Origin of the sequence: Streptomyces sp. NPDC002669, assembly GCF_042889165.1 — a bacterium.
In the GTDB taxonomy this organism is placed as follows: Bacteria; Actinomycetota; Actinomycetes; order Streptomycetales; family Streptomycetaceae; genus Streptomyces.
This window is the reverse complement of record NZ_JBIAQQ010000029.1, coordinates 49,844-74,575: the sequence shown is the minus strand read 5'-3', so window position 1 is coordinate 74,575 and position 24,732 is coordinate 49,844. Positions and strand designations below refer to the sequence as shown.

Sequence of the window (24,732 nt, the reverse complement as noted above, 5' to 3'; positions counted from 1 at the left end):
GGACCGGCGTGACGAAGGCGGACGATCCCGATGAACCCTCACCGAGGCGGACGATCCCGATGAGCCATCACCACCACGAGCAGCAGCCGGACCGTCCCGGCCCCGACGAGCTGCGCGGGCGGTTCGCCGAGGAGGCGCGCGAGGAGCGGCCCGACCTCGCGCTGCTCTGCCTGCTGCTGGGTGCGGTGGCCGATCCCTCGCTGGGCGAGCACGGGATCGACGCGGCGCAGATCGAGCTGGACGAGCTGGCGGGCCGGCTTCCCTACGGGGTGCGGGGCGGCCGGGCCTGGGCCTCGGCCCTCGCCGAGCTGCTCGGTGAGCGGTGCGGTTTCGCGGGCTCGTCGGCGGACTACCGGCGGCTGGAGTCGTCGCTGCTGCACGAGGTGCTGCGGCGGCGCCGGGGGCTGCCGATCCTGCTGTCCGTGGTGTGGATCGAGGTGGCGCGCCGTGCCGGGGCCCCGGTGTACGGGGTGGCGCTGCCCGGCCATTTCGTCGTCGGTTTCGGTGATCCGGACGAGCGGGTGCTGGCCGATCCGTTCGACGGCGGCCGGCCGATGACCGGTCAGGACGCGGAGCTGCTGGCGGCGGGGGCGACCGGGCGGCCGCTCGACGAGTCGATGCTGGTGCCCGCGCAGACCCTGGACATCGTGCTGCGCATCCTGAACAACATCAGGGCCTGGGCCGCGCACCGTCCGGAGCGCACGGACGTGGCGCTGTGGGCCGTGGACCTCTCGCTGCTGCTGCCCTCGCACCCCGCCAGGCTGCGCTACGAGCGTGCGCAGCTGCTCGTGCAGAGCGGCCAGTTCCTGCGCGGGGCGGCGGAGATGGAGGAGTACGCGGACGTGGTCGACGCGGTCGAGCCCACGGCGGCGGAAGACATACGGCGCCGGGCGCGGGCGGCACGGTCCTTGCTGAACTAGGGCCTTCCGGATCAGGGCCTTTTGGCGCTCGTCACGTCGAGCGCCCCGAATCCGCCGCAACCCGAGCGGAATGCCACACTTCGCCCATGAGCAACGCCAAGGACACCGTCCACCAGTTCCTCCTTCAGGTGCGCTCGGGGCTGCACCCCGACCGGGCCGGTCGCTTCATGGCCGACCGGGTCCGGGCCCATCAGGTCGTCTCGGAGGCCCCGGCGACCGTGGAGCGGACGCCGCAGCAGTACACCGAGCACGTCCAGGAGATGCTCGACGCGTACGGCCCCTTCACCCTGACCGTGGACGAGCTCGTCGCCGAAGGGGACCGGGTCCACGCCCGCTGGACCCAGCACGGGCGGCACGTCGGGCCGGTGGACCACTACCGGCCGACCGGTGCCCCGGTCACGGCGATGACCAGCGCGGTCTATCGCGTCGAGGACGGACTCATCGTCGAGTACTGGATCCAGATCGACCGGCAGGGCATCACCGCCCAGCTGGAGCAGGCGGCCACCGAGCGCTGACCCCGGCGCGGGCCCGCGCCCGGTATCCGCGGCCGGAAGGGCCCCGGCGTCAGCTTCCCTGGTCCGCCCACTGCCGCAGCAGTCGTTCCCGCTCCGCGCCCCGGGGCGATCCGCCCTCCGCCCGGCGGCCCCAGTCCGACATCGCGGCGAGCGTCGTGGACATCGTCGCGGCGCCCTCCGTGAGGCGGGACAGGAGGGCCCCGGAGAGCTCCGCCTCCGTCGAGGAGTAGCCGGCGGCCGCGGCGGTGTAGGCCGTCAGCCGGTGGTCGCCGCCGTCCGTGCTCACGTGCAGCGTCATCGTCGGCGGGGCCTCGCCCGCCCGGAGCGGGCGCTCGGGCAGGACCAGGTTCATCACCGTCTCCAGGGCCACGCCCCCGGCCTTCCCGGCCTGCCGCATGAAGGACTTCATGGGGACGTCGGCCAGGGTCAGGGCCCGCACGTCCTCCCAGAGGTGGAGGGTGGACTGCCCGTCGCCGAGGCCCATCACACCCTCGGGGGTCAGGCGCACCCCGGGCGCCAGACCGGTCGGCTTCGCGCCCAGGTACACGTCGCCCTCGGCGATCCAGAACAGGCCCACCATGGCCACGGTTTGCTCACTTCTCCCGACGACGGCCCGGCCGTCGTGTCACATCGATGATCAGGTCCCCCGCACGGCCCGGACCGTCGCGAAACGCCTCCCCGGCCCTCACGGGTCCGGCCCGATCCTAACGAGCGGCGACGTCCGGGCCGCGGGCACCGTCACCGGATCACCAGGTCACCGCGCCTCCCCGCCCGCCGCGACCTTGCGCATCGTGCGCAGCAGGTACTCCTTGCGGTTGAGCGGGTCGTGGTCCGTGCGCGGCCGGGCCGGGGGCGGGCCGACGACGGCCCGGTACCGGTCGAAGCCGGATTCCAGCATCCCCTCACCGCGCGTCAGGGACGGAAGCCGCTGCTGGAGTTCGTGGACGCGGGCCGCCGGGATCTCGCCCTCCAGCACGCAGGCGGAACCGTGCACGGCGGGCGTGCCGGGGACCGCCCCCAGCCGGGCGAGCACGGGCAGGACCGGGCCGAACAGGTCCTCGGGGAGTTCCAGCCGGAACCGGTGCACCGGCTCGTGCACCGTGGTGCCGGCCCGTTCCAGCGCGCTCATCAGGACCAGCGGCGTCAGGTTCCGGAAGTCCCCCGCGGTGCTCGACATGCTCTTGTCGAAGACCCCGTGGGAATGGCTCTGGCGGGGCCAGTAGCCGGAATGCGTCATGGTGACGACGCAGTCGGTGACCTGCCAGCCGTGAATTCCCTGCCGCAGGGTCTCCCCCACGGTCTCCTCCACCGCCCGCATCAGGGAGAAGGGCATCGAACCGAGTTCCACCTCCAGGCGGTAGGCGATGCCGCTGCCGACGGGGGCGGGGTCGACCCTGAGTCCGACGGTCGCCAGAAAGGGGTTCTCCCCCTCGTCGATGATCTCGTGCGCCGCGCCGCTGCCGCTCGGCCGTTCCAGGCAGATGGTGGTGGTCTCGCGGAAGGTGACGCCGATGCCGAATTCGTCGGCCAGCGTCGCCTCGATGACCTCCTTCTGCACCTCGCCGTAGAGCGATACGGACAGCTCCTTGCGGACGTCGTCCTGCCGCAGGTCGATCAGCGGGTCCTGGTCGGCGAGCCGGGCGAGCGCGGAGTACAGCTCGCCCCGGTTCGCGGGCGGGCGGGGAACCACGACCGATTCCAGCGTCGGCGGGGCGAACCACCGGCCCGGCCCGGCCGCGCCGTCCGCGTCCGGCGCCCCGACCGGGTCGCCGATCCGGATGCCGTCGAGCCCCCGGAGCCTCGCGATCCGGCCCGCGCCGACCTCCGACCCGCGCACGACCGAGCCCCCGTCGAAGACGTCGATCCCGGTCACCCTGCCCTCACCACGCCCCTCGCCCCGGCCGAACGGCAGCCGGTCGCGGACCCGCACCGTGCCCGAGAACATCCGGACGTACGCCGTCCGCTCGCCGCCCGGTCCGCGTTCCACCTTGAAGACCGTGCCCGCGACCGGCCCCTCGGCATCGCCCCGGCCCGCGGGCAGCAGCTCCCGGACGCCGCCGATCAGGGCGTCCACCCCCGCGCCGGTGATCGCCGAGCCGAAGTACACCGGGTGCACCAGGGACCGCCCGGTCTGTGCCGCCAGTTCCCCGCGCAGCCGGTCGTACGGGAGCGGCCCGGCGTCCCCGACGTACGCGGCCAGGAGTTCGTCGTCGTGGTCGGCGAGCAGTTCGGCAAGCCGGTCCGTGAAGCCGGTGTCGGCGCCGGTGTACGGCACGCAGCGGGCGGCCGGACCGCCCGCTGCGTCGACCGAGCCCATGGCGACCACGGCCGGGGTCAGCTTCTCGGCGATGCTCCGCAGCACGGCGCCGGTCCGCGCGCCGCCCCGGTCGACCTTGTTCACGAAGACGAGCGTCGGGATGCGCAGGCGGCGCAGCGTCCGCATCAGGACGCGGGTCTGCGCCTGGACGCCCTCCACCGCGGAGACGACCAGCACGGCGCCGTCGAGCACGTTCAGGACCCGTTCCACCTCGGCGATGAAATCCGGGTGACCGGGGGTGTCGATCAGATTGACGGTGGTGTCGTCGACGGCGAACGAGACGACGGCGGATTTGATCGTAATGCCGCGTTGCCGTTCGAGCGCCAGGGAATCGGTCCGGGTGCTCCCGTCGTCGACGCTGCCGATTTCGTCGATGACTCCGGCGGCGTGGAGCAGCCGCTCGGTCAGGCTCGTCTTACCGGCGTCGACATGCGCCAGAATTCCCAGGTTCAGCGTGTGCACGAAACTCCATGTCTTCGAGATCGGTGGCAATTCCCGTCTGAATGAACATGTGAGTTCCGCGCATGATCCGCTCCTTCGGCCGGTGGACGTCAGCGGCGAGTACAGCAGGGGCCGGACCCGTCGACAACCGATTTACCGGCCCCGGTCGCCGCCTCAGGTCCCGAACACCTCTCGCCGTCCGAAAGCAAACAGGTCAGAGGCGGCGAGTCGCCCGGTACCGCACGTCATGGCCCCGGATCGGGGGCCTTCGCACGAAGAAACTGACGGGCCGCCGGAACCGTCCCGCCCGGCCCGTCCGCGACAGGGTCCACGCGAAACCCGCCCAATCCTCCCTTTCCAGAACGCCGTTGACGGGAAATGAGAAATGCGGGCGGACCGGGCGCCGGGCGCACCGAAGAACTGACGCACCGGCAAACGGGTGGCCCTCCGCCGCCCAAACCTCACACGGCGCCTCATGCAATCCAACGGGTGATTATCGGCCCGGTGCCACCCGAAAAGAGCAGGGTATAGCTCCAATGCGCCTCTCCCCGATGGCGCGGATCGGCATTCCGACTGACGGTGGATCACGTCGCCACTGCGCCACATTGAGTCGACAGCCCGTCACTCTTCGCAGTTGCGTCGGAAGGAATGTGTTCAGATGCGCTCTGCCCGCACACTGTTCGCTTCGGCCGCCGTCACAGCGGTCCTCGCCATCACCGGTCCGGCCGCCTACGCCATGGCGACGTCCGGCGACTCCGATCACGACAACGGTTACTCGTCCTCGCGCGGCGAAGACCACGGGAAGTCCGACTCCGACCGCGGCGGCGACCGCGGCGGCTACGGCGGCGACCGTGGTGGAGACCGCGGCGGCTACGGCGGCGACCGGGGCGGCGACCGGGGCGACAAGCCCTGGGGCGGCGTCCACGCCGGCGGCGGCTTCATGGCCTCCATCCTCACGGGTGACGACGAGGGCGGCCGCGGCGGCGACCACGACAAGGGTGGCAAGGACGACCGCGGTGGCTACGGCGACCACGACAAGGGCGGCAAGGACGACCGCGGCGGCTACGGCGACGACCGCGGCGGACGCGGCGACCGCCCCCACGGTGGTGTCCACACCGGTGGCGGCTTCATGGCTCGCGTCATCACGGGTGACGACGAGGGCGGCCGCGGCGGCGACCACGACAAGGGCGGCAAGGACGACCGCGGCGGGGACCGCGGTGGAGACCGCGGTGGAGACCGCGGTGGAGACCGTGGCGGCTACGGCGGCGACCGTGGTGGAGACCGCGGCGACAAGCCCTGGGGCGGCGTCCACACCGGCGGCGGCTTCATGGCCTCCGTGATCACCGGTGACGACGAGGGCGGCCGCGGCGGCGACCACGACAAGGGCGGCAAGGACGACCGCGGCGGCTACGGCGACAAGGGCGGCAAGGACGACCGCGGCGGGGACCGCGGTGGAGACCGTGGTGGCTACGGCGGCGACCGGGGCGACAAGCCCTGGGGCGGCGTCCACGCCGGCGGCGGCTTCATGGCCTCCGTGATCACCGGTGACGACGAGGGCGGCCGCGGCGGCTACGGCGACAAGGGTGGCAAGGACGACCGCGGCGGCTACGGCGACCGCGGTGGTGACCGCGGTGGCGACCGTGGTGGTTACGGCGACCGCGGCGACGACCGGGGTGGCTACGGCGACCGCGGCGACCGCCCCCGCGGCGGCGTCCACACCGGTGGTGGCGGCATGGCGATGACCGGTGGCGGTCTGGCCGCCGGCTCGGCGCTGCTCCTCGGCGGTGTCGGTGTCGGCGCGTACAAGCTGCGCCGCCGCCAGTCGACGGGTGGCGCGATGGCCTGACCGGGCCCATCGCCGTCCGAACGGCACGTTGTCGCGGCCGTCGCCCCTCGGGGCGGCGGTCGCGGCGGCTGCGTTTCCCCCCGAGTAAATCCCGAATAAGCCCCGGCGGATCCGGTGAGCCCCCGCGAATCCGACAGGTCCCGCACACGCAACGGGGGCTGCACCTGCCGCACCCGCGCCCGCCCCCTCAGCACCGCACGACTGAACCGAAAGGCACGTTCCCATGGCCGCCCCGCAGTCGACCGGCTCCACCCCCACCCGGACTGCCTCCCGCACCACACTGGGCCGCGCCCTGATGTGGCCCGCCGTGACAGCCGGCGTCGGCGTCCTCCTCATCTACAACTCCTTCGGCACCTCGGCCGACGACAAACCGCCCGCCCCACCTGCGGCCGTCTCGTCCGCCACTCCCGAGGTCCTCGGCTCCCACGCCGCGCCCGCCCCGCTCCCCCCGTCCCCGACCACCGTCGGCCCGACCATGCCGCGTTCCGTCCCCAAGCGGCTGAGCATCCCGGCCATCGGCGTCAACGCCCCGTTCACCGATCTGTCCCTCGGTGCCAACGGCCAGCTGGACGCGCCGCCCCCCGACGACAACAACCTGGTCGGCTGGTACAAGGACGGCGCCACCCCCGGTGAGCGCGGCGCCTCGATCGTGGCGGGCCACGTGGACACGATGACCGGCCCGGCCGTGTTCCTCCAGCTCCAGTACCTCAAGCCCGGCGCCAAGGTGGACATCACCCGCGCCGACGGCTCCGTCGCCACGTTCAAGGTGGATTCCGTCGAGCAGTTCAGCAAGGCGGACTTCCCCGACGAGCGGGTCTACGCCGACACCAACTCCGCCCAGTTGCGCCTGATCACCTGCGGTGGCGCGTACGACAAGACCGCCAAGGACTACAAGGACAACGTGGTGGCCTTCGCCCATCTCGACACCTTCAAGGAGGGCTGAGCCGACGGCATCCGTCATCGGTCGTCGGCACTTCGGCACAACCATCCGCCGGGTCGCAACGTCGTACGGGGCAGTACGGAAGCGTTTCCGTACTGCCCCGACCGACGTCCCGAGCACCGGAGTTGATCCACGTGCCTGTTCTTTTCCCCCACCGTCGGCTGGCGGTAGCGACCGGTGTCGCCCTGGTCGCAGGAGCCCTCGCCGCACCCGTGGGTCATGCCGCCGCGCAGTCGTCCGCCCCGGCCGCGAAGTCGTCCGTCGCCGCCGCGCAGTCGTCCGTCGCCGCGAGCACGCCGAGCCCCAAGCGGCTGCGCGACGACTTCAACGGCGACGGCTACCCGGACGTCGCCGTCGGTGCCCCCATGGCCACCACCGTCGTCGGCTCGGAGGAGGGCGCGGGCGCCGTGAGCGTCCTCTTCGGCGGCCCCGGCGGCCTGTCCTCCGCCCGCAAGCAGGTGCTGACCTGGCCGGACCGCTCCGGCATCGAGGGCGGGAGCGACGCCCGTTACGGCACGAAGCTGCGCAGCGCCGACCTGAACTCCGACGGTTACGCGGACCTCGTCAGCCGCCTCTGGGCGAACATCCCCGGCGACCAGGGCACGGTCCTGTCCGTCAACTGGGGCAGCGCGACCGGTCTTTCGAAGAACGCCACGGTCCTCGCCCCCGTCCCGGGCGAGCAGACCGACGCCACCGGCGACCTGGACGTGGGCGACGTGGACGGCGACGGCTTCGCCGACATCGCGGTGGGCGACGTACGGCGCGGCGGCCACGTCCTGCACGGCCCGATCAGCCGTACGGGCAAGCCGGGCCGGATCAGCTCGTTCTCGGTCGACGGCACCGCCGTGCTCGACACCTCGGAGATCGCCGTCGGCGACGTGACCGGCGACGGCGTGGGCGACCTGGTGATCCTCGGCTTCGGCCCGGACGACCCGTGGCAGCAGCACACGTACCTGCTGAAGGGCAGCCGTACCGGTTTCGGCGCACCGGTCGAGATCAAGGACGCGGACGGCGCCGGTGTCGGCGGCGTCAGCGTGGGCATCGCCGACCTGGACAAGGACGGCCACGGGGACATCGTCATCGGGCGCGGCGACGAGTGGTCGCAGGCGGACCCGCCGGTGAAGAAGGGCGGCGCGCTCTTCGTCTCGTACGGCGGCCCGAAGGGGCAGAGCACCACCCGGAAGCCCGTCTGGATCAACCAGGACACCGAGGGCGTCTCGGGTACGGCCGAGGCCCACGACCGGATGGGCTACAGCCTGGCGCTGGGCGACACGAACGGCGACACCTACCCCGACATCGCCGTGGGCCTGCCCGGCGAGCGGATCAACGGCATCTCCGACGCCGGCCGGGTCCTGGTGTTCAAGGGCGGCCCGAAGGGCGTGAGCGGCGCGGGCACCAAGGAGTTCGGCCAGTACACGGCCGGGGTCCCGGGTGTCGCGGAGGCGGGCGACCAGTTCGGCGAGGCCGTCGCGCTGGGCGACTACGACGGCAACGGCCGTACGGAGATGGTGGTCGGCGCCCCCTCGGAGAACAACAGCAAGGGCGCCCTGTGGATCTTCGGTACGGACGCCACCGGCATCGTCGCCAAGGGCTCCGTCTCGTTCGGCGCGGCCACGATCGGCGCCCCGACCAACCAGTCCCGCTTCAGTGAAACGCTGACGGACTGAGCAGGTGTCCTCCGCAGCCGGACGATCCGGCCTGATCACTCGACACGGACCGACGGGCTGACGGACCGACGGACCGCGAGGGGCGGGAACGGCCTTACGGGGCTGTCCCCGCCCCTCGCCGTTCATACGGCACCCCCTGAATGCGCGCCCCCACCGAACCGACCCCATGACGGGTCAATCGCCTTTCCCATGGCTTTAGTTGTTGCACTCAAGCCGATCCCGGGCGCCCACCTGTGCACACCTCTTGACGTTCACCGCGCGGCAACGGAACCATCGGAATCCGTCCTGAGAGCGCTCTCAGGACGCTCTCAAGACGCTCCCCCGACAGTTCGTCGTGCATCCGAACCACGACTCAGGAGAAGTGTTCCCATGCATGCTCCCCCCACAGCACCCCCACGCCTCAGCCCTCGTTCCGGCCTCCGCCGCAGCCGTCGGGGCCGTCGGAGCCGGATTCCCGGACCGGCCGTGATCGCCGCGCTCGCCGCCGCGCTGCTCGCCTCCGTCCTCGCCGCCCCGACGGCGCACGGCCAGAACGCACAGGAGATCGTCGGCGGCGGCGACCTGGGCCCCAACGTCCTGGTCTTCGACCCCTCGACGCCGAACATCCAGGGCAAGGTCGACGAGATCTTCAAGCAGCAGGAGTCGGCACAGTTCGGCGACGGCCGCTACGCGCTGTTCTTCAAGCCGGGCACGTACGACAACATCAACGCGCAGCTCGGCTTCTACACCTCGATCGCCGGGCTGGGACTGAGCCCGGACGACACCACGTTCAACGGCGACGTGACGGTCGACGCCGGCTGGTTCAACGGGAACGCCACCCAGAACTTCTGGCGCTCGGCGGAGAACCTGGCGCTCAACCCGGTGAACGGCACGGACCGTTGGGCGGTCTCGCAGGCCGCGCCGTTCCGCCGGATGCACGTCCGGGGCGGGCTGAACCTCGCACCCGACGGCTACGGCTGGGCCAGCGGCGGCTACATCGCCGACAGCAGGATCGACGGCCAGGTCGCACCGTACTCACAACAGCAGTGGTACACCCGGGACAGCTCGGTCGGCGGCTGGAACAACGCCGTCTGGAACATGACGTTCTCCGGCGTCGAGGGCGCGCCCGCGCAGAGCTTCCCGAATCCGCCGTACACCACGCTGGACACCACCCCCGTCTCGCGCGAGAAGCCGTTCCTGTACCTCGACGGGGACGCGTACAAGGTGTTCGTGCCCGCGAAACGCGTCAACGCGCGCGGCACTTCATGGGGCAACGGCACACCGCAGGGCGGGTCGATACCGCTGGACCGGTTCTACGTGGTGAAGCCCGGCGCGACCGCCGAGACGATCAACGCGGCGGTGGAGCAGGGCCTGCACCTGCTGTTCACGCCTGGCATCTACCACGTGGACCGGACGATCGACATCGACCGCGCCGACACCGTGGTGCTCGGCCTGGGCCTCGCCACGATCGTCCCGGACAACGGCGTCACGGCCATCAGGGTCGGTGACGTGGACGGGGTGAAGCTCGCCGGACTGCTCGTCGACGCCGGTCCCACCAACTCGGACACCCTGGTCGAGGTCGGCCCGGCGGGCGCCTCCGCACGCCACGCGGACAACCCGACGTCGCTCCAGGACGTGTTCGTACGGGTCGGCGGCGCCGGGGCCGGCCGGGCCACCACTGGCATGGTGATCAACAGCAACGACACGATCGTCGACCACACCTGGATCTGGCGCGCCGACCACGGCGAGGGCGTCGGCTGGGAGACCAACCGGGCCGACTACGGCTTCCAGGTCAACGGCGACGACGTCCTGGCGACCGGCCTGTTCGTCGAGCACTTCAACAAGTACGACGTGCGGTGGTCCGGCGAGAACGGCCGGACGATCTTCTTCCAGAACGAGAAGGCGTACGACGCCCCCAACCAGGCCGCCATCCAGAACGGCGACACCAAGGGCTTCGCGGCCTACAAGGTCGACGACTCGGTGAACAACCACGAGGGCTGGGGCCTGGGCAGCTACTGCTACTTCAACGTCGACCCGACGATCCGCCAGGACCACGGCTTCCAGGCACCGGTGAAGCCCGGTGTGAGGTTCCACGACCTGCTGGTGGTCTCGCTCGGCGGCAAGGGCCAGTACGAGCACGTCATCAACGGGACGGGATCGCCCACCTCGGGCTCGGACACCGTTCCGTCGCAGGTGGTGTCGTTCCCGTAGTACGTACGGGAACGGGAGTGGGGCCCGGCCGTCGCGGCGACCGGGCCCCACTCCGTGGTTCGACGCACCGTCACACCAGGCGGTCGCCCTTGACCGCCGTCACGAACGGCGTCCAGGCCGCGGCCGCGAAGACGACGGCCGGACCGTGCGGGTTCTTGCTGTCGCGGACGGGGACGCGGGCGGTGCAGGAGTCGTTCACTTCGAGACAGTCGCCGCCGTTGTCGCCGCTGTAACTGGACTTGCGCCAGGCGGACAGGACCGAGGCGTCCGGGACGATGGGTTCACTGCGCTTCATGCTCGTACTCCTCCGCAACCGAACGGATGAGGGCCAGGGACTCCCGGTGCGAGAGCGCATCCCCCAGCGCGTGATCGTAGGCCACCTGGAAGTCGCGTACTGCCGATGGGTTCTCCCAGATCCTCCCCGACTTGAGCCCTTCGGTGTAAGCGATGGGCGGTAGATCCTCGAACCACATCAGGGAGACCAACCCCTCCAACAGTGCGTGATAACCCGCCGAGAACGGCAGGACGTGCACTCGTATGCGTCGCCGCTCCCCGAACCCCACAACATGACGCAACTGTTCGGCCATCAGGGCCGGGCTGCCAATGGGACGGTGCAACGCCGCCTCGTCGAGCAGCACCCACACCACGGGCGATTCGAAGTTGCCGAGGATGCGGGCACGCTTCAGGCGTGTGACAAGGAGCCTGTCACGTTCCTCTTCGCTCTTGGGCGGGAAGCCCGAGCTCAACACCTCGCGGGCGTATGCCTCCGTCTGAAGCAGACCGGGAATCAGCTTGGGGTCGTAATGCCGGAGCACCGTCGCCTGCTTCTCGAACTCCATAACCGCCTCGAAGTACTTGGCGATCTTGTGTTCGTCGTCCAGCACAGGCAGGAACCGCACGAAAAACCCACCCGTGCCCAGCACCTGGTCCAGCCGCTCGGCGTCTTCCGGCGAGGGCAGCCGCCGCCCCGCCTCCATATGGGCGAGGTGCGTACGGGACAGGAACGCGCGCCGACTCAACTGCTCCTGCGTCAGCCCGGCCGCCTCTCTCCGGCTGCGCAATTCCTTGCCGTACAGGACCCGTACTTCGGGAATCCCCTCGCTCGCCACCGGTAACTCCCCCATGTGCGAAGTGCGTCGTCACGCTGAACCCTCTGGCGAGCGTAGCCGCAAGCGACTCACCCTGTGACATGAATCACCCACGCAGAGTGAAGTGAAGCGAGAGGAAGTGCCATGACGACGCCCTTCGAACAGGACGCCTACGTCGCCCACACCGGTACCGACGCCTACGGCCCCGGCAAGGTCATCGGGGTGGACGGGACCCTTCGACGGGTGCGGTTCGTCCATTTCGTGGCGACCATCAACGCGGCCGATCTGCGCGCGGCGTCGCCCGAGGAGACGCACGTGATCCGGGCGCGGATCCAGCGGAAGCAGGAGCGTTACGGCGGGGAGTGGCGACCGGATGAAGTGACCCTGTGTGTGCGGATGTTCATGTACGGTGACCAATGAAGCGGCCCCCATCGCTGGTTGCACCCGGCGACAAGGGCCTTCACCGCCAGTTCCCGACACGACAGGAACACGAACGATGCTTCGGCATGTTATCGCGCCCTTGCGCCACTTCTCCCAGATCTCCAACGAGATCCTGCGGCACCCCCGGCTGTCGTCCGACGCCGTCCGCATCCTCACCTGGCAGCTCTCCCTCCCTCCGGGCGCCGAGGAATCCCTTTCCCGCACCGCCACCCGCGCCGGTATCGGGAAGGGCGCCTTCAACCGGGCCAAGACCCAGCTCAAGGGGGAGGGGTTCGTGCACGAGTGGCGACAGCAGGGGCTGCGCGGCCTCTGGTCCACCGTGCAGCTGGTCTCCTCCGTGCCGCTGACCGCCGAGGAGGCCCTCGCCGTACGCAACGGGCGTCCGACGGCCGCCGTGCGCGACGAACGTCCGACGGCCGCCTGTCCGGCCGCCGGTGAGCCGAAGGGTCGGGCCGCCGGTCGTCATCCCGAAAAGACTCCTGCCGAAAACACCTCCATCCCTCCCTCTCCCCCGCCCCCGGACTCCGAATGCGACCGCGAGGCAAGGGAGTTGATCGCCGACATCACGACCCTGGACCCACGGCTGACCGTGCCGCGCGGCATGGTCCCGCAGCTCGTCGCGCTCGCCTCCCAGTGGCTGGACCTCGGGCACACCGCCGACGACGTACGCGGCCGGGTCCGGCGCGGTCTGCCGGGGCGCGAACGGGCCATCCACCGCCCGGGCGGCCTCCTGCGGTACCTGCTCCGGGAACCGGAGCCCGTGCCGCCGCCGGTGGCCCCTCCCGCCACGACTCCGCCGCCCCGACTGACCGCGATGCGCGAGTGCGCCGGACCCCATCACATGCAGCCGATGCTGTTCACCCCGGAAGGGGACGAGGAGCTGTGCGCCATGTGCCGGGGCGCGTCGCCCCTCCAGGAGTCGGCAGCGGTGGCAGCCACGGCACGCGGCGCAGCCGCCGTACGCGCGGGGCTGTCCGGGCGGTCCGCCGCCCGCAGCTGACCCGATCGCATCGACTCCCGCGGGGTGCGGTGACGTCCGTTGCCCGGCGGTCGGTCCGTGCCGGTGGACGCACCGCCCCGGGCATCGGCGTCATGGTGGGCGGCCCGACCCTGGTCGACGTCATCGCACCGGCCGAGCCGGATACGGCGCGACGGCCGTTCCGGTCGGGCCGGGTGCGGCACGAGGAGCACGTCGGACGGCGCTAGCATCGGCACTCCGCCAACCACTGGAGTTTGCCGCTATGTCGTTGCCGCGTATCGGAGTCGTCATCGTGACCATGGGCACCCGCCCACGGGAACTGGAGGCTCTCCTCACCTCGGTGGAGAAGCAGGACGTGCCGGCGGCGCGCGTGGTACTGATCGGCAACGCGACGCCCCTCACCGATGTGGACGTGGCGGAGAACGTGACCAAGGTCCCGCTCGACGAGAACCTCGGCTGCCCGGGGGGCCGCAACGTCGGTCTGGAGTTGCTGCGCGACTCCGGCGACGTCGATGTCGTCGTCGAGCTGGACGACGACGGACTCCTCATCGACATGGGCGTGTTCCGGAAGGTCCAGGAACTGTTCGCGTCCGACCCGCGGCTCGGGATCATCGGGTTCCGGGTCGCCGACGAGCACGGGCACACCGAACGGCGCTGGGTTCCCCGGCTGCGCGCCGACGACCCGATGCGCCGGGGCCTGGTGACGGCGTTCCTCGGCGGCGGGCACGCCTTCTCCGTACCGATGCTCAAGCAGACCGGCCTGTGGGCCGGGGAGTTCTTCTTCGGGCACGAGGAGTCCGACCTGGCCTGGCGTGCGCTCGACGAGGGCTGGAAGATCCTGTACGAGCCCGAACTCGTCCTGCAGCACCCGAAGACGTCCCCGGCCCGGCACGCGGTCTACTACCGGTTCACGGCGCGCAACCGCGTATGGCTGGCACGCCGTCGGCTCCCGGTCCCGCTGATCCCGGTCTACCTCGGCGTGTGGACCGGGATCACCATGATCCGCATGCGCTCCTTGAGCGGCGCGAAGGCGTGGTGGGGCGGCTTCGCCGAGGGCGTGCGGACGTCGTGCGGCCCGCGCAAGGCGATGAAGTGGCGCACGGTGTGGCGCATGACCCGGCTGGGCCGCCCCCCGATCCTCTGACCTCCGGCCGTTTAGCATCGGCGCATGGGTGTAAACGTCATGTTCGATTTCGCGGTGCACGGACTCGCCGACGAGGCGGAAACCAGAACCGTCCTGGACTCGATCGCCGACCTGGTGACCGAAGAAGGCTTCCAGGACCACGAGGTCGCCATGGGGTGGAGCGTGATCGACGGGCAGTACTTCATCACCGGCGAGACCGACTACCCCGTCGGCATCAGGAGCTTCTACGCCATGCGACCGCGCTTCGAGACCGGCTTCCGGGAACGGGTCCACGCGCTCGCCCCCGCCGCCACGCACTCGATCAACTGGAACTGCCTGGACGGCGGCTGACCGCACACGCGCCCGCCCGCCCGTCCCTCGCCCCGAGGTGACGACACCCCCCTCCGCCCCCGACTGCAAACGCCTCCCGGCACCACCCAGGAGTACTTCCCTCACGCTTTCCTCGCACTTCATCACGTCATGAGTGAGTCATTGTTGGCCGATTGACGATTTGCTGATTGCACCAGCGACGCCATGGTTGATAGGGATGACCATGCGAATGGCCGTTCGTTGTGCGCGCGTACAGGCGGGCGGCCGGGCCGGCGCGGGACGTGAGGGGGCTTTGTCGTGGTGGGGTGGGACATCAGGCCGCAGGGGGTTCAGGGCCAGTTGAGGGTGGTCGGCGGTCATGCCGGTGATCTGCAGAAGGCTCTGACGGCGATGCTGGAGACGGTGTCGGAGGCGGCGCGGGCGGCGGGGACGGCGGTGCCGGGTGCGCAGGCGTCGACTCCGGTGCAGGGTCCGGTGGTTGCGGGGAGTGCGCCGTTGTCGCGGGCGGCGATGGGTCCGGTGGCCGTGGCGCTGGGCGAGTACCTGCGGGAGCGTGATCAGGACTTCCGGTCGATGGCCGAGCGCACGGAGGCGTCGGTGCTGGGGGCGCTGGAGGCGACGGGGGCGTACTGCCGGGGTGATCTGGAGGCCGCCGAGCACGCGCAGAAGGCGGCCGGGGCGGTGCGGCTGGATCTGCTCAGGCGTGGTGGGGAGGGGCGGTGAGCGGGGCGGGGCCGGTGGATCCGGTCGGTATACCGGTTTTCACGGGTGATCTGGCGTTGCTGGACACGAAGGTGACGGCGTTGTCGGGGCACGGGGCGAAGGTGGCGGGGGCGGCCGGGGAGGTGCACCGCAGTTTCGGTGGGCTGCGCGCCTTCTACAGGGCGCCCGAGGCGGAGCAGTTGTTCGCGACGACCGGGCCGGTCGCGGCGAAGGGTCAGGTTCTGAGTTCGGATCTGTGTGTGATCGCCGGTGCGCTGGGGACGTACTCGGCTGATGCGTTTCCCCTGGTGGAGAAGCTGAAGGAGCTGAAGCGGGACGCGGTGGCCTTCCGGGTGGAGGTCGACGGCGACGACACGTGGTCCGAGGACGGGGACCTGGTCGAGGAGAACAACCGGCGCCGGGGCGAGATCGCGGAGGTGTGGGCGGCGTTTCAGGAGGTGGAGCGGGCCTGTCACGCCAAGATCGTCGCCCTGGTCGGCGGCAGCCCGTTGAAGACCGGTGACGGCTCGGGCAAACCCGGTACGTACGGGTACGACGCCGGAGCCCTGAAGCGGGCGAAGTCCCTGCCGTGGGGTGAGGCGGTTGAGGAGTCGACGCCGTGGTGGCAGGTGTGGGAGCACGCCTACGACTTCGGCAGGGGCTTCCTCGTCGACGGTGTCTGGGGCACCCTCAAGGGTTTGGGGACCCTGGCCGGCTTCAGTGGCGGGGACGCGGCGGAGGATGCCTGGACCGGGCTGGCGAAACTCGCCACCGGCCTCTCACCCGCCGCCCAGCTCGTCCTGCACGCCCTGCCCGGCGACCACTCCGCGTGGCTGCGTGATTCGGGTACCGCGGTGAAGGAGACCGGCAAGGCCCTGGTCGCCTGGGACCAGTGGGGCTCCAACCCCTCCCGGGCGGCCGGGGCGGTCACCTTCAACGTGCTGACCACCGTCTTCACCGGCGGCACGGGCGGCGCGGCCTCGGGCGCGGGCAAGGCCGGCCTGGCCGCCAGGGCCCTCTCCCTCACGAGCAGAACCGCCCGCGCCGTCGACCCCATGACCTACCTGTTCAAGGGCGCGGGCGCGGGCCTGTCGAAGGTCAGCGACGTGCTGGCCGGGCTGAAGGGCCTGGGCAGGTTCGAGGCCCCTGCCCTCGACGTGGACGGCGCGATCGCCCTGCCCGAGGGCGCCGCACACCTCCCCGACGGAACGATCCACCTCCCCCCGGGCACGGCGGTCCCCGACGGAGCGACCCGGCTCCCCGACGGCACCCTCAAGCTCCCCGAGGGCACCACCACCTTCCCGCCGGGCACGGTGAAACTCCCCGGCGACGGCCCGTCACAGTTCCTGGACCCCCACGGCAACATCTACAACGCCACCGGCGACCTCACCCAACACGCCAAGAACGCCCCGACAGGCAACCCTGCCACCCCGGCCACGGCCGAGATCCCGGAACACGAACTGGCAGGCGTCGGCGGCCGCAACGGCGACGACGCGACCCGCCTGGGCAGCGATATCTCCGACCCCCTCCACAGAAGCGACCACACCCCGGACCACACCCCCGGCGGCCACGCGGGCGACCGCATGCCCGCAAACAACCTGGACAACACGCCCTCGGCCAACAGACCGAGCGGCAACGGGGACGGTCCTTCCAACATCGGCAACCACACCGACGGTCTTGGCGGCGGGCACCACGAGCCCCCACCCGTGGGCGGCAAAACCCGTCTCCCGGAAAGCCCGGGCACAGGCGGCCTGGACGACGCAGCACACGGTGCGGATGATGCGGCGCAGCCGACGCACCCCTCAGAGGGGCGGCGACTGCCCGCCGAAGAGATCAAGGCCAAGCAGGACGAATTCGTCCGGCGCGCGAACGACCCCGACAAGTCCTGGTTCGACCTCTACTACCGGTCCGATGGCCATCGCCGCAGCATTCAAACCAAGATCGACGACGTCGAGCTGCCCATTCTCGCGAAGGACAGCGACGGCTCCTGGATGTCCAAGCACGACCTTCCCTCGGCCCCATCCGAGACTAGGTACGGTCGGGACCCACTGGATCGTGACAGCACTCCGGTCGACCAGATCGACCACTTGGACGATGTCTCGAGGGACCGCAAGGTCTCAGTGGATCTGTCCAATGCCGAGCGTGCGCACAAGCTCTCACCGACCGAGCAGACGTTGGCGGAAGTGGAGCGTGCGCGAAAACAGTTCACCGACCACTTCGACGATCAGACGTCCAACAACAGCAGCTACTCCGAGCGGCTGGGCGAGGACGCCGCACGGCTGCATGTGATACCCGAGCGGTTCAAGGGCTCGGTGGAACAGCCTCTGCCAAAGACCCCCAACGGTGCCAACATGTTTGACCAGTTGTACCGTCGGCCGGACGGTAAGCTCATGATCGTCGAGGCAAAGGCGCCGGGTTCGGGACTCATCTGGCGCAGAGGCAAGGGTGCCGCCGAAAAGTTCATGGTGCAGCAGGGCACCAGCCACTACCTGGAAACCATCATCGCCGAGATGGAAGCCCGCCCTTCACTTTCAGCGACCGACAGTACAGGGAAAGTCCGGACCAATGCCCAGCTGGCAACTGAGCTGAGGACGGCGTTCGACAACGGCAACCTGGAGTATGTGATGGTGAAAGCCGCCAAGAGCAATGGCACATACGCTGGAGCCGTCCTCGAGTATTTCAATATCTGAATCCAAAAAGGGAGATCAGTGGTTACCAGCGTGTCCCGTCAGGAGTATCCGGTGGCAGAGATGGCGGCAGTCGTCCCCGTCCTGGAGGAAGGCCTGTCCAATTCACTGCAGAATATCGAGACTTCACATCGCGCCAGGACTGGTGCGCTGACAACGTCCCTGAACGTGGCGCGTATCCGTTGTGTCGGGGATCCGGACGCAGTGATGTTGGAGACCTGGGAGTCCTGGCTGCTGGCCATGCAGGTGCACTCGGCGGTCTTCGCCGCCGCAAGCTCCACTCAAGAGACCGTGACCTGCAAGGTCCGCCAGGAGGAACGGCAACTCGCCACCACCGGTCCGCAGTTCTATCTCAACGCGGGAACCTGGCTCAATGCCTTCTTTCTGGCACTGATCTGCCGGGAGACGGCCCGCCTCGACATGCTGGCGCAGGTGCCCGCATCGCTGCTTCGGGACTGCGGCGGTGTGGCGGACGAGTACGTCTACGCCTGGGTGGAGACCCTCCGAAGCTTCTGGCTGCGACGCGACGACGTCGGCCAGCACCTGGTGCGGGCCGTGGACCTGAGCGCCCCCGAACACGCCCGCATCATGGATCCCGAGACCATGAGCAAGCTGGAATACCCGCCGATCATGATGTTCTACCGCTATCTGCGCAACGACGCGGCGGGCTTCAACGAGGCACTGAACGACGCCCTGCGCTGGCACAAGGAGTACTGGACGGCCGACGAGGACCGCACCCAGAACATCGAAGGGGTCGTGGCCATCGCCCCGCTGGCAATCACCTGCCTCGCCAAGGCCAACGGCATCCCGATCGAGGTCGAATCCGGCTACCTGCCGACCGCCCTGCTGGACTTCTCCTGGCGTGGCGAGTTCGACGCGTAGCCTCCGGGAGAAACCATGCGGCGAACTCGACCGTTCCCCGCCTCAACCCCCCTTACTGCCAGCTCAAGACCACCAGAAGGGCTCTTCGTGGCCATAACCTTTCCCCGCCACAACTTGCCTTCTGAGTCTGACGACGAACAGCTTGCAGAGAAGCTGAATGCGCACCTTTTCCGAAGAATCGAGACTCTCGAAGAAACAACGGAAGTAATCGATTCAGATTTCGACACCGCCGTCTTGTCTTTATACGCTCGCTGCACTTCCGACCCACGGGCCGCAGCGGCAGAGACGTGGGACGCCACGGTCAACGCCATGCAACTCGGCTCCGCACTCTTCGCCGTGACCGGCATCACCGAAGGAACCGTCGAGTGCCGCATCAATCGGAAGCTGCGGACTCTCCCCGCTGCCAGGGGGCCGAGGTCGTCCGCCAATGCCGGCAACTGGCTGTCCGCGTTCTGGCTCGCCGTCATCTGTCGTGAGCAGCAGCGGATGACGCAGTTGTGCGAGATTCCGCTGGAACGGCTGCGGTCTCCGGAGGGGACGTACGACGAGTACATCTACCACTGGGTCGACACCCTGCAGACGTACTGGCTGCGCCGCCCCGGACTGGCGGAGAAACTCACCACCGCCATCGAGATGACGGACCCCGCCATCGCCCGCATCGCCCCGCTCGACCTGTTGCAGGGGCAGCTCTATCCCCCGATCAACCTCTTCTACCACTTCGTCACCAGGGACCTCGAAGGCTTCACCCCCGCCCTGATCGAAACCCTGAAACTCCACCGGGCCTACTGGACCCTCACCGAAGAACGCACCACCGACATCGACGGAAGCATCGCACTCGGGCCGCTTGCCATCGCCTGCCTCGCCTACGACGGCAAGTTCCCCATCGACGTCGAATCCGACTACCTCCCCACACACCTCCTCCAGCACACCTGGCTCGGCGAATTCCCCACCTGAGCCCCGGCTGCGCCGCAACAGGGGGAACGACGCAGCGGGATCGCGGTCTCCGGCTCGGCTCAGGTCCTCGCCGCGGCCGGCCCCTGTTGTCCGAACCGTGCCAGGTAGTGCCACACCCTCTTGAGCGCCTGGGGGTCGAAGCGGTCGTCGTGGGCGGCTTCTCCGAGGATGCGGGGGTTCAGTACGCCGTCGACGGCGATCTTCGTGCCCAGGTCGACGTACTCCTGGCCCCGGTAGTCGGGGTGGCGGTGGAGTTCCTCGACCGTGAGGCGGAATCCGGGGTGCCATTCGACGGGGCAGCCCAGGCGCAGGGCCGCGGACTCGACGGCCGTGTCCCGGTAGCAGGGGTCCAGGACCAGGGCCTCCACATGGCGGTCCGGGCGGACCGGGCCGTGCACCTGCGCCTCTATGTAGTCGTCGAGGTCGTCCTGCTGATCGGCGAGGGCGAGCCCGATGAGGCCCATGCGGTCCGCGACGCCGAAGTCCGAGGGTTCGAGGAAGCTGTCCGGGTAGCAGAACGTGGTCCGCTCCAGCGTCCCGGCCGACAGCCGGAAATGGGCCGAGCCGAATCGCGGCGCCCCGCCGACCGGCTTCCGGCGGAAGTTCAACGCCCCGTAGACGGGCCGCTCATGGGCGGGTGCCTCGTCGTAGGCCCCGTTGAAGATACGGCTCTCCCAGCGCCACCGGTCGCCTCCGGGATGCGCGGTCAGCCCGCCGTTGCTGGTGCCCGTGACGAACTGCGAGCGGTACACGCCGTCCTCGGCCATCGCGTCCAGTATCGCCGTGCCGTGTGCCGGGCGGTCCGGATGGAAGTTGAGGGTCACCCGGAGTTCAGGATCCATCGGCGGGCCCGAGGCCAGTTCCGTGACGTGGCCGAGGGCCTGTTCCTGTGATGCCCGGGAGGTCGGTGGGGTCGGGGAAGTCATCTGTGCAGTATTTCCCTGGGTGGGTGGACGGCGCGTGCGAATTGTTTGGAGTGCCTCCGGGCCGGACCGGGCTCCGGCCGGCCCGGGTCCCACAACCGCCGGGTTCTACAGCCAGCCCTTTTCGCGGGCGATGCGGACCGCCTCCGCACGGTTGCGGGCCGCGAGTTTCTGGATGGCCATGGAGAGGTAGTTGCGCACCGTTCCCTGGGACAGGTGGAGGGCGCCGGCGATCTCCGCGTTGGTGGAGCCGTCCGCCGCCGCCCGCAGCACGTCGCGTTCGCGTTCGGTGAGCGGGCTCGCCCCGTCGGCGAGGGCCGCCGCCGCGAGCGTCGGATCGATGACGCGTTCCCCGGCGAGCACCTTCCGTACCGCGGCGGCCAGTTCGGCGGCCGGGGCGTCCTTCACCAGGAAGGCGTCGGCGCCCGACTCCATGGCCCGGCGCAGATAGCCGGGGCGGCCGAAGGTGGTGACGACGACGACCTTCACGTCCGGGAGCTCGCGCCGCAGCACCGCCGCCGCGTCGATTCCGGTCATGCCCGGCATCTCGATGTCCAGGAGCGCCACATCGATGTCGTGCGCGTGGGCGGCGGCCACCACCTCGTCGCCGCGGGCGACCTGGGCCACCACCTCGATGTCGGGTTCCAGGCCGAGAAGCGCCGCCAGGGCCTCGCGCACCATGGACTGGTCCTCGGCCAGAAGGAGTCTGATCATGCTCATTCGTCGGATCCTAGGCCGGAACCGAGCGGAACGGTCAGCGTGAGGGTGAAGCCTTTGCCCGAACCGGAATTGGTTTTGCCCGGAACGGAATTGGCTCTGCCATGGGCGGAACCTGATCTGCCCGTGCCGGAACCGGATCTGCCCGACCGGGTGGTCAGTGTGCCGTCGACCGTGGCGAGGCGTTCGCCGATGCCGGTGAGGCCGTTGCCCGGCGTGGTGCCCGAGGCGCCGACGCCGTCGTCCGAGACGGCGAGTTCGAGGACCTTGCCGTCCAGGGTCTGGCGCCGGACGAGAGTGACCGTGCAGTGCCGGGCCCCGCTGTGCCGTACGACGTTCGTGACGGCTTCCCGCAGCGCCCAGGCGAGCACCTCCTCCGGCTTCTCGGGGAGGTCGTCGGGGACCTCGGACGGGACGTCGGCCGCGATGCCCGCGGCGGCCAGCGCCGTACGGGCGCCCGCGAGTTCGCCGGGGAGCGTGGGGCGGCGGTAACCGGTGACCGCGCCGCGCACGTCGATCAGGGCCTGGCGGCTGACCTGCTCGATGTCCGCGACCTGGGCGGCGGCCCGCTCCGGATGGTCCGGGAGCATCCGGCCGGCCAGCTCGCTCTTGAGCGTGATCAGGGAGAGCGAGTGGCCGAGCAGGTCGTGCAGATCGCGGGCCAGCCTGAGCCGCTCCTCGTTGGCGGCGAGCTGGGCGACGGTGGCGCGGGCCTCGCGCAGCTCGATCGTCGTACGGATCAGCTGGCGCACCCCCGTCATCGAGAACCCGCCGAGCAGCGCGGGAAAGATCAGGGCCGTGATGACCTCGCGGGGGTGGTCGGCCGTCAGCCCGATGACCACCATGACCGCCACGACGGCGGGGATCAGCCAGCGGGCCGTGCGCAGCGGCAGGGTGGCGCCGACGGAGACCGCCACGTACACGAAGAGCACCAGCCACGAGGTGCCGAGCGTCAGGGCGAGGACGGTGGACAGGAGGCCGAGGAAGGCGATCGAGGCGTGGACGACACGTCGGTCCAGGGGGCTGCTCGTGTGGCGGAAGACCAGGAGCAGATAGGACCCCACAAAGGTCAGCAGGCCGAGCCAGCCCAGTACCGTCCCCCACGGGGTGTGGTGGCCCCCCGCCAGGTCCTCGACCGGGGCGCCCATGAACGCGAGCCAGATACCGATCCAGAGCAGCTTGATCCAGAACTGCTTGCGGTTCGTGGGAGGGCGTCCGATGCCCACCGGCGTCTCGTCGTCGTTCACGCCTTCAGGGTGTCCTTCCGGTAGAGCAGGGCCGCGCCGCCCGTGAAGAGGAGGAAGTAGGCGCAGAGGACGGCGACGTCCTTGCCCTGCGGCGCGCCACCCATTTCGATCGCCTGGCCGAGAGAAGCGTACGCGTGCGTGGGCAGCCACTCGGAGATGTTCTGGAGCCACTGCGGGAAGGTCGCGCTGGGCATCCACAGGCCGCCGAGGATGGAGAGCCCGAAGTAGATGATCATGGTGAGCGGGCGGACCGCGTCGCCGCTGGCGAGGTAGCCGATGGCCACCCCGAGCGCGGCGAAGACCAGCGAACCGGCCCAGATGACCCCGGTCAGCGCGAACCACTGCCAGGTCTCCACCCGTACGTTCTTGACGGCGGCGCCGACCAGGAAGACCACCACGATGCAGGGCAGGGTGACCACCGCGGCGCTGGCGATCTTCGCCAGGACGTAGCCCCGGCTGGGCAGCGCGGTGAGCCGCAGCTGGCGGACCCAGCCCTTCTCGCGTTCCTTGGCGATGCGTTCGCTGTTGCCCATGAGGACGGCGGTCAGCGCGCCGAAGGAGGCCATCGAGACCATGAAGAACGCCTGGAAGGTGAGGGCGGTGTGCGGAATCCGGTCGGTGGTGTTCTGGGTGCCGGAGATGAGGAGGTAGATCACCGAGGGGTAGACCACCGAGAAGAACATGAACTTCTTGTTCCGCAGGGTGCGGGCGACTTCGAGCCTGATCAGCGTGTTCATGCGGTCCTGGCCTCCTCGGCCTCGGTGATGGCGACGAATGCCTGTTCCAGGCCGAGTCCCGCGACTTCGAGGGCGCGCGGGTGGAGGCCGAGCCCGTAGACGGCGTGGACGGTCGCGTCGGCGTCGTGCGACTGGATGCGGACCCGGTTGCCGGTGATGTCGAGCGCGGAGAGGAACGGCAGGCCGCGCAGGGCCGTTTCGTCGACCGGGCCCTCCAGCTCGAAGGAGATCCGGCGGGCCCCGGCCCGGGCCTTGATCTCGGCGGCGGTGCCGTCGGCGAGCAGCCGGCCCTTGTGGAGGACGAGCACGCGGTCGGCGATCGCGTCGGCCTCCTCCAGGTAGTGGGTGGCGAACAGGACGGTACGGCCCTGCTCGGCCTGCTCGCGCATGGTGGCCCAGAACGCCTGGCGGGCGGTGACGTCCATGCCGGTGGTCGGCTCGTCGAGGACGATCAGGTCGTTGGCACCCGCGGTGGCGAGTGCGAAGCGGACGCGCTGTTCCTGGCCGCCGGAGAGCTTGTTGACCATCCGGCCGGCGATCTGCGCGATGCCGGCGCGGGACATCACCTCGCCCACCGGGTGGGGCCTGGGGTGCAGGGAACAGCCGAGGCGGACCAGCTCCTCGACGGTGACGTCCTCCATCAGGCCGCCGGTCTGGAGCATCGCGCCGACCCGGCCCTCGGCGATGGCGGTCTGCGGCGTCGTGCCGAAGACCCGGACCGTGCCGGAGTCCGCGGTGCGCAGACCGAGCAGCAGGTCCAGGGTGGAGGACTTCCCGGCCCCGTTGGGGCCGAGGAGCGCGACGGTCTCCCCGGGGTGCAGTTCGAGGGTGAGCCCGTCGACGGCGCGTACCTCTCCATACGCCTTGCTGACCTGGTCGAAGCGGACCGCGGGGGTGGGCGCCCCGGTGGCCTCGGCGGCTTTCGTTGTCATGCCCCCAGCGTGGCGGAGGGCGGGGTGGACGCGGCAGGGTCGCCGGTCGTGGAAACGGGATGACAGATGTCATGCCCGGTTTGTGACTGCGGGGCGGGCCGGCCCCGGGCGGTACGGGAGCGGCGCCGTTTCCGGTACCGGGCCCGGCAACGGC

The 24,732-nt window shown here is 70.1% G+C and carries 24 protein-coding genes; 15 read left to right on the top strand and 9 right to left on the bottom strand.

Annotated elements, in window-relative coordinates; translation table 11 throughout:
- Positions 1–59 precede the first annotated feature (59 nt).
- Positions 60–920 (top strand): transglutaminase-like domain-containing protein, encoded by an 861-nt coding sequence (locus ACFYW1_RS32045; protein WP_389001125.1) that lies wholly within the window; start codon positions 60–62, stop codon positions 918–920.
- A gap of 86 nt (positions 921–1,006) precedes the next feature.
- The gene (locus ACFYW1_RS32040) at positions 1,007–1,435 is read left to right on the top strand and encodes an ester cyclase (RefSeq protein ID WP_389001122.1); all 429 of its coding nucleotides are present in this window, start codon (positions 1,007–1,009) and stop codon (positions 1,433–1,435) included.
- Between the two features lie 49 nt (positions 1,436–1,484).
- Here the strand turns inward: ACFYW1_RS32040 and ACFYW1_RS32035 are convergent, their stop codons facing one another.
- The gene (locus tag ACFYW1_RS32035) at positions 1,485–2,021 is read right to left on the bottom strand and encodes a hypothetical protein (RefSeq protein WP_389001119.1); all 537 of its coding nucleotides are present in this window, start codon (positions 2,019–2,021) and stop codon (positions 1,485–1,487) included.
- Between the two features lie 168 nt (positions 2,022–2,189).
- On the bottom strand, positions 2,190–4,214 hold the full coding sequence (locus ACFYW1_RS32030) for a GTP-binding protein (protein WP_389001116.1): 2,025 nt from the start codon (positions 4,212–4,214) through the stop codon (positions 2,190–2,192).
- Between the two features lie 637 nt (positions 4,215–4,851).
- Between ACFYW1_RS32030 and ACFYW1_RS32025 the strand changes: the two genes are divergently transcribed.
- From ACFYW1_RS32025 to ACFYW1_RS32010, 4 genes are all read left to right on the top strand, one after another.
- Positions 4,852–6,039, top strand: a complete 1,188-nt coding sequence (locus ACFYW1_RS32025) for a hypothetical protein (RefSeq protein ID WP_389001113.1) — start codon at positions 4,852–4,854, stop codon at positions 6,037–6,039.
- A gap of 223 nt (positions 6,040–6,262) precedes the next feature.
- Positions 6,263–6,982, top strand: coding sequence for a class F sortase (locus ACFYW1_RS32020; RefSeq protein ID WP_389001110.1), 720 nt, complete (start codon positions 6,263–6,265; stop codon positions 6,980–6,982).
- Between the two features lie 131 nt (positions 6,983–7,113).
- Entirely contained in the window at positions 7,114–8,646 is a 1,533-nt protein-coding gene (locus ACFYW1_RS32015) for a hypothetical protein (protein ID WP_389001107.1), read from the top strand.
- Positions 8,647–9,015: 369 nt separating this feature from the next.
- Positions 9,016–10,836 carry a coagulation factor 5/8 type domain-containing protein gene (locus ACFYW1_RS32010; RefSeq protein WP_389001104.1) on the top strand — a complete coding sequence of 607 codons (1,821 nt, stop codon included), beginning with the start codon at positions 9,016–9,018 and terminating at the stop codon, positions 10,834–10,836.
- Positions 10,837–10,906: 70 nt separating this feature from the next.
- On the opposite strand, the gene ACFYW1_RS32005 is transcribed toward ACFYW1_RS32010, so the two are convergent.
- Together ACFYW1_RS32005 and ACFYW1_RS32000 are read right to left on the bottom strand one after the other, a co-directional pair.
- Entirely contained in the window at positions 10,907–11,131 is a 225-nt protein-coding gene (locus ACFYW1_RS32005) for a DUF397 domain-containing protein (protein WP_389001101.1), read from the bottom strand.
- Positions 11,118–11,945: a Scr1 family TA system antitoxin-like transcriptional regulator gene (locus ACFYW1_RS32000; RefSeq protein WP_389001098.1), complete on the bottom strand. Its 828-nt coding sequence runs from the start codon at positions 11,943–11,945 to the stop codon at positions 11,118–11,120. Before ACFYW1_RS32000 ends, ACFYW1_RS32005 begins: the two co-directional genes overlap by 14 nt.
- A 123-nt stretch (positions 11,946–12,068) precedes the next feature.
- Here ACFYW1_RS32000 and ACFYW1_RS31995 point away from each other — a divergent pair, with 123 nt between their 5' ends.
- From ACFYW1_RS31995 to ACFYW1_RS31955, 9 genes are all read left to right on the top strand, one after another.
- Positions 12,069–12,344 carry a hypothetical protein gene (locus ACFYW1_RS31995; protein WP_389001095.1) on the top strand — a complete coding sequence of 92 codons (276 nt, stop codon included), beginning with the start codon at positions 12,069–12,071 and terminating at the stop codon, positions 12,342–12,344.
- A gap of 76 nt (positions 12,345–12,420) precedes the next feature.
- Complete coding sequence (locus tag ACFYW1_RS31990) at positions 12,421–13,365, top strand: hypothetical protein (protein ID WP_389001092.1); 945 nt, start codon at positions 12,421–12,423, stop codon at positions 13,363–13,365.
- 29 nt (positions 13,366–13,394) lie between these two features.
- Positions 13,395–13,571, top strand: coding sequence for a hypothetical protein (locus ACFYW1_RS31985; RefSeq protein ID WP_389001089.1), 177 nt, complete (start codon positions 13,395–13,397; stop codon positions 13,569–13,571).
- 35 nt (positions 13,572–13,606) lie between these two features.
- The gene (locus ACFYW1_RS31980) at positions 13,607–14,488 is read left to right on the top strand and encodes a glycosyltransferase family 2 protein (RefSeq protein WP_389001086.1); all 882 of its coding nucleotides are present in this window, start codon (positions 13,607–13,609) and stop codon (positions 14,486–14,488) included.
- Positions 14,489–14,512: 24 nt separating this feature from the next.
- The gene (locus ACFYW1_RS31975) at positions 14,513–14,818 is read left to right on the top strand and encodes a hypothetical protein (protein WP_389001083.1); all 306 of its coding nucleotides are present in this window, start codon (positions 14,513–14,515) and stop codon (positions 14,816–14,818) included.
- Between the two features lie 276 nt (positions 14,819–15,094).
- Positions 15,095–15,520: a DUF6507 family protein gene (locus ACFYW1_RS31970; protein WP_389001081.1), complete on the top strand. Its 426-nt coding sequence runs from the start codon at positions 15,095–15,097 to the stop codon at positions 15,518–15,520.
- On the top strand, positions 15,517–18,189 hold the full coding sequence (locus ACFYW1_RS31965; RefSeq protein ID WP_389001078.1) for a hypothetical protein: 2,673 nt from the start codon (positions 15,517–15,519) through the stop codon (positions 18,187–18,189). The genes ACFYW1_RS31970 and ACFYW1_RS31965 overlap by 4 nt, the downstream gene beginning before the upstream one ends.
- Positions 18,190–18,249: 60 nt before the next feature.
- Positions 18,250–19,068 (top strand): immunity 49 family protein, encoded by an 819-nt coding sequence (locus ACFYW1_RS31960; RefSeq protein ID WP_389001227.1) that lies wholly within the window; start codon positions 18,250–18,252, stop codon positions 19,066–19,068.
- A 114-nt stretch (positions 19,069–19,182) separates the two neighbouring features.
- Positions 19,183–20,022, top strand: a complete 840-nt coding sequence (locus ACFYW1_RS31955; RefSeq protein WP_389001224.1) for an immunity 49 family protein — start codon at positions 19,183–19,185, stop codon at positions 20,020–20,022.
- Between the two features lie 59 nt (positions 20,023–20,081).
- Here the strand turns inward: ACFYW1_RS31955 and ACFYW1_RS31950 are convergent, their stop codons facing one another.
- The 5 genes from ACFYW1_RS31950 to ACFYW1_RS31930 all read right to left on the bottom strand — a co-directional run bounded on the left by ACFYW1_RS31950 (position 20,082) and on the right by ACFYW1_RS31930 (position 24,578).
- The gene (locus ACFYW1_RS31950; RefSeq protein WP_389001075.1) at positions 20,082–20,948 is read right to left on the bottom strand and encodes a DUF3626 domain-containing protein; all 867 of its coding nucleotides are present in this window, start codon (positions 20,946–20,948) and stop codon (positions 20,082–20,084) included.
- A 105-nt stretch (positions 20,949–21,053) separates the two neighbouring features.
- A complete protein-coding gene (locus tag ACFYW1_RS31945; protein ID WP_384217540.1) occupies positions 21,054–21,665 on the bottom strand; it encodes a response regulator in 612 nt (203 codons plus the stop codon).
- Positions 21,662–22,909, bottom strand: coding sequence for a sensor histidine kinase (locus ACFYW1_RS31940; protein WP_389001071.1), 1,248 nt, complete (start codon positions 22,907–22,909; stop codon positions 21,662–21,664). Before ACFYW1_RS31940 ends, ACFYW1_RS31945 begins: the two co-directional genes overlap by 4 nt.
- Positions 22,906–23,646, bottom strand: a complete 741-nt coding sequence (locus ACFYW1_RS31935; protein ID WP_389001068.1) for an ABC transporter permease — start codon at positions 23,644–23,646, stop codon at positions 22,906–22,908. The genes ACFYW1_RS31940 and ACFYW1_RS31935 overlap by 4 nt, the downstream gene beginning before the upstream one ends.
- The gene (locus tag ACFYW1_RS31930; RefSeq protein WP_389001065.1) at positions 23,643–24,578 is read right to left on the bottom strand and encodes an ABC transporter ATP-binding protein; all 936 of its coding nucleotides are present in this window, start codon (positions 24,576–24,578) and stop codon (positions 23,643–23,645) included. Before ACFYW1_RS31930 ends, ACFYW1_RS31935 begins: the two co-directional genes overlap by 4 nt.
- Between the last annotated feature and the right edge of the window lie 154 nt (positions 24,579–24,732).